This window comes from Kitasatospora sp. MBT63, assembly GCF_000710465.2.
Lineage (GTDB): Bacteria > Actinomycetota > Actinomycetes > Streptomycetales > Streptomycetaceae > Kitasatospora.
This window is the reverse complement of the sequence record NZ_JAIZ01000064.1, coordinates 1-8163: the sequence shown is the minus strand read 5'-3', so window position 1 is coordinate 8163 and position 8163 is coordinate 1. Positions and strand designations below refer to the sequence as shown.

Below are 8163 nucleotides of genomic sequence, written 5' to 3'. Positions count from 1 at the left end.
ACGTCCGCTCCCCCAGCCACCTCTTGGGCAGCACCGTGAAGCCGGTGGTGCCGTCGGTGCGGCCGACCACGGTCAGCGCGATCCGCAGGACGTCGCGGGCGAGGTCGACCAGGCGGCCGGTGTAACCGCCGTCCGCCCAGACCAGGGTGATGCGCCAATGCTGTGCGCGGAGCCGGGCCAGTAGCGTGTGGCCCGCGTCCAGATCCTCCTCCACCACTTCGTCGCCGAGGAGACCCGCCGCTTCACCGACCTCGCCGACCACGAGTGCGCAGGTCCCATCACCGCTCAGGAGGCAAGTGCATGCACTGGTCGGCCAGGTCGCCGGCGACACCGCATTCGACAGCGAGCACATCGCCCCGTTCGAGCTCTAAATCCAAGCCGGCCGCGACCCCCAGCTCCGCGACGCCGCCGCCGACTGCTTCGCCGCGTACGACCAGTTGGCGGCATCCATCCTGAAAGCCCTGGGCGTGCCTGAACCCGAACGCTTGGCCGGTCCGGTCGTCGCCCTCGTGATCGGCTTCCGGCTTCGACGTGTGGCCACGAACGCCACCACCGACATCCTGGTCGACGCGCTGTTGCTCCTGACGGGCACCGCCTGCCCTGCCCCGCCAAAATAGCCGACGCCCGCAGGCCGCCGGCCCCGACGGGACTGCGGCCCGCACTCCGCAAGCCTGACGCCCGTTACGCGTATCGCCGTTGACCACGCCCAGACCCCAGAGACCCTGTGGGCCCGGTCCCGCACCGGGCACTGATGCGACACGGAACATGTCCTGGCCGAACCGCTCATCCGGCACAAGCAGCGTCAGCTAGAGTCCGGACATGGGGATTTCAGATGGCTGAGGAGAAACCGGACGACCGGCCGTCGGCACGGACCAGGCTGGCAGCCGAACGGCAGCGGCTGGCGCGGCAGAAGGCCACTCGCCGGCGGACTCTGATCGCCATGACTGCGCTGATCATCGTTGTGGGAGGCGTGTTCAGCGGACTTGCGCTGACCCGCGGCAATGAAGACGCCACGACAGACGCATCCGCCGCGAAAAACACCTGTGAATATTCCAGGACACCGAGCACCCCGTCGAAAGATGTGCAGGTGCCCAAGTACGACGCCGCCGCGGCGGCACTTCCATACACCGCCGACCTGAACACCAACAGGGGGAAGATCTCTTTCGAGTCATTTTCCCAGAAAGCCCCCTGCGCCTCCTTTTCCTTCAAATATCTCGCCCAGAACAAATATTACGACAACACCCCTTGCCACCGGTTGACGACGCAGGGGATCCATGTCCTCCAGTGCGGCGATCCCGGTGGATCAGGATCCGGCGGGCCAGGTTATTCTTTCCCCGATGAGAACCTCGCCGGCGCAACCTACCCCGCAGGCACGGTGGCCATGGCAAACTCAGGCCCGAACACCAACGGGAGCCAGTTCTTTCTTGTCTACCAGGACAGCCAGCTACCCCCGTCCTACACACCTTTCGGGGTCATTTCGGAAGGGCTGGAGGCACTACGGTCCGTCGCCGCGGCCGGCGATGACAGCAGCAACGGCCCTGGAGACGGCCACCCCAACCAGGCCGTCACGATCGAGACCGTAGGAATTCGCCAGAAATAGTCCAAAATATCCACCGCCTGAAGATCTGATGCGCCATCAGCCGCGGACGAGAAGGTCACCCTCAGCGGAAACAACTCGGAAGTCCGCCTGCAGCAGGATCTCTTCTATGGCCCGAGTGACCGCTCTCCGGCTCACCTCGTCCATCGACGTCCCCGGCTCGGGATCGTCTCGTTGGGCCGCCTTGCCGCACGGCACCCCGCAGGCTGCGATGCTGTCCTCGGCGCGCCAGCCGATCAGGACCCCCTGCGGTCTGAGGCCGATCTGCAAGCCAGCCGCCCCGGTGTGCGCTATATCGAATCCCGCACCCCATAGCGCCCGGCACACCCGCTCGAAAACCTCAAGATCACTTTGCATATACAGCAGGCTCCAGGAGTTCTCGGTGAACGGATGGCACGTGGGAAATCAGACCGCAGCCGAACGCCCCTGACTCATCCGGTGTGACCGGGAGCACCGGCGCGGCAGAACCAGCGGCGGCGGGCGTGACGCCCCCCTGATTCAGAACCCTCAGCAGTGCGCCCACTTGCTGCAAGACGAGCGCGCACCTGGCGTTTCGCAAGTTTGGCCGTCTGCGCGACACAGCCCAGCGTGTGCCCCCCGCTCCACAGGTCTACGAGATCACCCTGAGCCAGCCAGTTCCCGGACGGACCGGATCCGGCGGTCAGGACAGGACGTCGCGGGATGCCGTATCGATCGGCATAGGAGAGGAGAACCGTCGGAGTCAGCCGAAGTTTGGCACAGATCTCGCCGATCGGGCGGCGCTCCTGCCAGTACAGGCGGTACAGAACATCCGGGTCCGGCTGAATCGGCGTTTCCCGCCTGGCGTATGACATTCGCTCGGACGGGCGAGAGGCAAGGGCTGCGCGAGACATCGTGTATCACCGGATTCGCATCAGAGCTTCACTGTTGCCATCCATCGTGTGCCAGTTCGCACCACACCGTTGTCCCACGATCGGATGATCAGGGTGGCGGTGTCCGTCGCCAAAGGGTGGACTCGGATGAATGAGCATCACTGACGCACGGGCGGGTGCAGCAGACGGCCGTCCCCTCAACAGCAGGCGCCTAGCCCAGCCTGCGAGGGGGCGGCGCGCCAGGCCACGGCCAGGCGACGCCACGCGCAGCGGGCGGAGGAGGCACGTGCCCAGCAGGACAACCAGTCCGACGCCGGCGGCCGGAAAGCGGACGGATCACACGTCCCAGGACGACCAGGTACCGACATCTCCGTCAGCGGCATCCGGCAATGCGAAGGCAGACATCCCAGTGGGCGACCCATGGACGATCTGACCAGTTCCGAGGAGCCCAGGACAGCGGAACGGAAACCCCCGAAGAGCCGGAAGAAAAGCACGTTCAGCAAGCTTGCCCTTTTCTATCGGCAGGTGATTGCCGAGCTTCGCAAGGTCGTGTGGCCCACCCGCAGCCAGCTCACCCAGTACACCATCGTAGTCGTTTCGTTCGTACTTGTCGTCATGATGTTTGTATATGGAATTGATACGGCTTTCTCGCACCTCGCCCTGCTGATCTTCGGGTAGGGATTTCTGCGCTGCCGACGCGTGCAGTCCCGCCCTCGGTCAGGGCACGGGAGGAGCCGAGCCTGCGGCTGCCGGTCCCTTGCTGTTCGAGTCTGCAGCGGTCTCCCTGCCACTTGGAACCGGAGGCGGCACCGGCAGGCTCCCGAGATCCGTGGGTGCGATCGGAGAGCTGCCCGTGACCGAGGGCAGAGGTGTGATCGTCGGGACGGGACCGGGGAGAACCACCTCATCCCCTGCGGTGAGGCCGCCGGTGATCTCGGTCAGGAAGTCACCGACCAGCCCGGTCTGGACATCGCCACGCTCAGAGGTTTGCGATCCACAGTTCTCGGAGTCCGGATCACAGCGGAGCAAGCTCACATAGGACCCGTTCCCATCATGCTTGACCGCGGAATTGGGGACCGCCAGTACTCGGCTGCGTTCGGCCAGCACCAGGGTGACCTGTGCGCGCATCCCCGGCAGAACACCGTCGGTGGAGACCGGCAGGCCGAGCAGCAGGTGGTAGGTGACGGGCGCGCCCGCATGCGTCACGGCACCTGGCGGCGCATACGCGGGTGGAGTTGTGCTTACGGCGCCCTGACGGGAGGTCGGCGGCGTGGTCACCCTGGTCTGACGCGTCCGTCCCGCGTCAGGCACGTTGACGACGGCACGCTGCCCGATGGTGACCCGGCGCAGCACCTCCACCGGAATCGTCGCATCGACCTGGAGAGTGTCAGGGCGAAGGACCATGGCTGGTGAGTGACACGAAGGCACCGCCCCAAGGGCAGTGGTCACGGCCTCGACGATGCCGTCAGCCGGTGCAATGATGCTGGAGCTGTCTGTGACCTGCTGGGCTGCGGCCATTCGGTGCTCCGCAGCGTCCACACGGTCTTCGTCCGCTGCGAGCTGCTCATTCGTCATGGTCGGACTCGCTGCCGCCGAAGCGGAGAGGGAAGGCGAGGGGGTCGGTAACGACGGGCCGGGGGCTGGATTCAGGGACGACGATGGTGCTGCGGACGGGGCAGTTGCAGCGGAGACACCGGGACTGGCGCTTGGGGACGCCAGCCGGGAGGCCACGGCTTGGTCTGCCTTCAGGATGGCCTGGTCCTGTGTCAGGGCAGCGCGTGCGGCTTCCAGTTCACGTTGGGCAGCGGTCGTATCGGCTGCGGCGATGACTTGACCGGACGTCACATGAACGCCCTGGCGGACGAGGTACCGGACCGGCCCGAGCAGCTTCTCCGGGTCGTTTCTGGTTGCGAGCACGCCACAGGCGTCGGGCGCGTGTGGCTCCGCCCGCGTCTGGGCAATCGCGGCACCGAAGTAGAGCTGATAGATCGCGGTCGGCTGAACCTCGCCGGTGACCTGCGCCGTCGAAACGACATCGGTCGGTTTGACCGTGAACGCCCAGCGCTTCTTGGGGAGATGGAGGAGTACTGCGACGAGGGCACCGGCAAGCAGCACGGCGGCCAGGAGCGCCCATCGGGCCCAGACCTTGCGCGACAGGTGCGAAACCCAGGCGGAACACTTCGCGGCCATCCTTGAGATACCGGCCGGCATGCGAAGCATTGCCACCAGGCCTCCTCTTCTTCCTTACTTCGCACGCGTTTCCGGCTGTGGTGATGTCAAGCGAAGCCGTGGGCAGCCGCGCACGGGGCGAATGTGTGTGGCTGCTGGACGGATCTGGATCTCGGTCGTTTATGTCCCCTTGAACGGTAGTGAGACGATCGGTTCATGATGGATGAGCGGAATAGGCTCGGCCGGCACAGTCGAAAAGCGTTACCGGCAGCGCAACGGCCGTGCGCCCAGTGGCAGGCCCGATCGGATCCCTGCCAGACGTAACGAACGGGACCGGTGGGGGGTCGCGCATCGTCACCCGCTCGGGCCCGTTACTCCCGCCCCTAAGGGTGAACTTCTCCCACTGAGACGGGCTGCCCAGCACAGTGAAGTTTCACGGATCGGCGTCCCCCGCCCAACTGGACACGCTCGCCCGACGGGTGTACGAGGTGGCCGGCCGGCACGTCGAGCTCTACCTCGAAGCTCTCGAACTCGCCGATCTCCTCCCGGTATTGAGCTCGCTTCCCGCGGTGAGCGTCGACCATCTCGGCCTCTCCGCAGCGGGACTACCGAGTCTGCTCCGCTTGGTCGGGTCCGGCGCCAAAGTGAAGGCCCGCGGGTTCGGGCGGGTATCCTTGGACATCGACCAGACTGTCCGGGCCATCGTCAGGACCAACCCCACCGCTCTGATGTTCGGCTCCGACCTGCCTTCTACTCGCGCCCCGCGCCCGTTCGAAGACGGCGAGGTGCAGCTTCTCGCCGAACTGGCGGGCGCGGCGAACGTGAACGCCGTACTCCACGACAACGCCGCCGCGTTCTACCGGATCGCCGAGCACCCGTTGCCCGGGCGCAGCTGACAACGCGCCGGCCTTTTGAAGCGGGAAACAAGAGACGACGCTGCCTCTGCCAGGCCGGTCTCAGCCTTTGCCAGGGGTGACGGCGGCCTTTCCCGGTACGCAAACCCCCGCGACAGCGGCGGCGATCAGATAGGCGAGAGCTCCGATGGCCATGCTGGATCGCAGCCCGGCCGAGTAGTCGGTTGCGGTGGCGAGGAGAGTACCGCCCAGTGCGACACCGGTGGCGCTGCCGATCTGGCGGGTGGTGTTGAACACGGCGGAGGCAGTACCCGCGTAGCCGGTGGGTGCTGCCGTCATCACGGTGCTGGTGGAACCGGTCAGAGCGAAGGAGGTTCCGAACCCGGCGGCCATCATCGGAGCGATCAGGAGGAGGTAGGCGGGGTCGGGTCCGGCTGCGGCCCAGCCCGCCAGGCCCGCAGCTGCCAGGAGCATGCCGCTGGTCACGAGCGGGCGGTGGCCGGTGCGGCGCGCCAGCCTGCCGGAGACGACGGAGGCAAACGTGGTCATCACTACGGCGGGCAACAGGGCCGCTCCGGTGGCCAGGGCGCTGTAGTGGCGCTGGTGCTGGAAGTAGAGGCTGGCGGTGAATACCATCCCGTAGAAGCCGAAGTTGAACAGCAAGCCGATGGTGGCTCCGCCGCTGAGTGCACGCGACCGCAGCAAACCCAGTGGAAGCACGGGTGTGCGTGCCAGGTGCTCGCGCACCGCGAACGCCACCACGGCGGTCACTGCTAGACCTGCGCAGGCGAGGACGAAGGGATCCGTCCAGCCGCGCCGGCCGGCCTCGTTGAGCGCCGCGGTCAACAGAGCCACTGCCGAAACCACTGCGGCCTGGGCCGGCCAGTCCATGGCCCGAGCAGAGTGCCGGGGTGAGGGCGCGACAGATCGCACTGTCAGCGCAAAGCAGGCCGCCCCCACGGGAATGTTGATCAGGAACACCCAGCGCCAGCCGACCGTGGTGACGAGGAGACCGCCGAGCAACGGGCCCGCGGACGCGGCGATGCCGGCCATCGAGCCCCAGAGACCGAAGGCGCGGGAGCGGGCATCCGGCGAAGGGTACGCCTGCTGGAGCAGTGCCAGGGAACCGGGCACGATCAGCGCCGCCCCGGCACCTTCCGCCAGCCGGGCGACGACCAGGAAGGACGGGCTCTGCGCAAGCGCGCAGGCGGCCGATGCGGCACCGAACACGGCCACGCCCCAGCAGAACACGCGCCGGTTGCCCAGGCGGTCACCCAACGCGCCCCCGGTAAGGAGCAGTCCGGCGAAGACCAGGGTGTAGCCGTCGGTGATCCATTGGATGGCGGTGAGGGAGGCCCCCAGGTCACGGCCGACGACAGGCACGGCGACGTTGATGATCGTAACGTCCAGGATCACCATGAAGTAGCCGAAACACACTGCGAGCAGAGGAGCCCATGCCCGCAGCCCGGGCCCGGGAGTTGCGGATGGCGCTCCGCCGTCGCCCTGATGCATGTCTGCCATGGCCCTCAGCCTCTGATGTCTGCGACAGCCGGAATCTGCGCACTTACCCCTGCGCAGCGATACCGTCCGGGCCTCGCCTTGATCCGCTCGGTCCACCGAGGATCGTACGGCCCGGAGGGAACGGGGAGGATCCTCGGACACGCCGCAGTCGGCTGCATCCACCCGTCGTCCTGCGTACTGCTGGAGCGTGCCGGGTTGTCAGTGACAAATACTGGAGGGCGCTACTGCTCCCGGAGCCGGTTGTGGCCCTGCTTCTGGAGGTCCCGTCGTCGTGCTCCCGCCTTCGCTCCGGGTGGCCCGAGCAGAGGCGGCTCGTCGGTAGCCTCGAGTGCGGTGTTCAGGACAGCGCGAGGTCCGGCTCCGAGGCTGGTTCGGGGGTGATGACCACCTCGTCCGGCCGGGGGCCGGGTGTCAGCAGGGCGAACGTGGCGTCCAGGCAGGCGGCGGTGCGGGCCGGGTCGGGGTCGGCCTTGCGCATGATCTGGAGTCCCTGGACCAAGGTCACCAGCAGATGGGCGGCCTCGGCCGGGCTGATCGTGGGCGCGAGCTCGCCGCCGAGCCGGGCGCGGTCGAGCTGGGTGGCGAAGGTCTCCTCGGCCTTGCGCAGGCTGCGCCGCGCGAGCTCGGCGACCGCCTGGTCGTTGGGCAGCAGCTCCGCGATGCTGTTGACGCTGAAGCAGCCCGAGCCGCTGCAGAACGAGTCGGTCTGCAGCAGCCGGTCGAACAGCCGGCGCAGCTGCGGGAGGGCGGGGCTGCGGTCGTCGAAGGACGAGGCGAGGAGTTCGTCCTGGCGGCCGAGGTAGCGGCCGAGGGCCAGCAGGAACAGCCGGTGCTTGTCGCCGAACGCGGCATAGATCGATCCCCGGCCCAGCCCCAGCTCGTCCACCAGGTCGTTCATGGTGGTGGCCTCGTAGCCCTTGCGCCAGAACAGGAGCATCGCCCGGTCCAGGATCGCCTCTTCGTCGAACGTGCGCGGTCGTCCCATGGGTCCAACGCTACCCAATGCGGGGCGCGGAAGCAGCATGTATTTGACCTGACGTTCCAGAATTGCTAAGTTCTGGAACGAAAGGTCCAATACCCCAGCCGCCCGGACCGGCCCCGGTCCCGTCAGGAGCAGTCGTGAAGGTCGAGATCTACTCGGACGTCGTGTGCCCGTGGTGCTACATCGGCA

The 8163-nt window shown here is 67.0% G+C and carries 8 protein-coding genes and 1 pseudogene; 4 read left to right on the top strand and 5 right to left on the bottom strand.

Features of this window, described 5'->3' with window-relative positions; all coding sequences use genetic code 11:
* Positions 1-262 (bottom strand): annotated as a pseudogene (locus AA75_RS04550) (IS5/IS1182 family transposase); the annotation flags it as partial.
* A gap of 109 nt (positions 263-371) precedes the next feature.
* Between AA75_RS04550 and AA75_RS53910 the strand changes: the two are divergent.
* Positions 372-617, top strand: a complete 246-nt coding sequence (locus AA75_RS53910; protein WP_359893655.1) for a hypothetical protein — start codon at positions 372-374, stop codon at positions 615-617.
* Between the two features lie 215 nt (positions 618-832).
* Positions 833-1600 (top strand): peptidylprolyl isomerase, encoded by a 768-nt coding sequence (locus AA75_RS45145; protein WP_082526248.1) that lies wholly within the window; start codon positions 833-835, stop codon positions 1598-1600.
* Positions 1601-1636: 36 nt separating this feature from the next.
* Here AA75_RS45145 and AA75_RS04540 read toward each other — a convergent pair whose 3' ends face one another.
* The gene (locus AA75_RS04540) at positions 1637-1954 is read right to left on the bottom strand and encodes a hypothetical protein (RefSeq protein WP_033818425.1); all 318 of its coding nucleotides are present in this window, start codon (positions 1952-1954) and stop codon (positions 1637-1639) included.
* 914 nt (positions 1955-2868) lie between these two features.
* On the opposite strand from AA75_RS04540, the gene secE reads away from it, so the two are divergent.
* On the top strand, positions 2869-3126 hold the full coding sequence (secE, locus tag AA75_RS04535) for a preprotein translocase subunit SecE (protein WP_033818424.1): 258 nt from the start codon (positions 2869-2871) through the stop codon (positions 3124-3126).
* Positions 3127-3165: 39 nt separating this feature from the next.
* Here secE and AA75_RS04530 read toward each other — a convergent pair whose 3' ends face one another.
* Positions 3166-4668, bottom strand: coding sequence for an HlyD family efflux transporter periplasmic adaptor subunit (locus AA75_RS04530; RefSeq protein ID WP_033818423.1), 1503 nt, complete (start codon positions 4666-4668; stop codon positions 3166-3168).
* Between the two features lie 428 nt (positions 4669-5096).
* Here AA75_RS04530 and AA75_RS04525 point away from each other — a divergent pair, with 428 nt between their 5' ends.
* Positions 5097-5513, top strand: coding sequence for an amidohydrolase family protein (locus tag AA75_RS04525; RefSeq protein ID WP_051811843.1), 417 nt, complete (start codon positions 5097-5099; stop codon positions 5511-5513).
* A gap of 60 nt (positions 5514-5573) precedes the next feature.
* Here AA75_RS04525 and AA75_RS04520 read toward each other — a convergent pair whose 3' ends face one another.
* On the bottom strand, positions 5574-6983 hold the full coding sequence (locus AA75_RS04520; protein WP_051811844.1) for an MFS transporter: 1410 nt from the start codon (positions 6981-6983) through the stop codon (positions 5574-5576).
* Between the two features lie 346 nt (positions 6984-7329).
* Positions 7330-7977 (bottom strand): TetR/AcrR family transcriptional regulator, encoded by a 648-nt coding sequence (locus AA75_RS04515; protein WP_051811842.1) that lies wholly within the window; start codon positions 7975-7977, stop codon positions 7330-7332.
* Positions 7978-8163 lie beyond the last annotated feature (186 nt).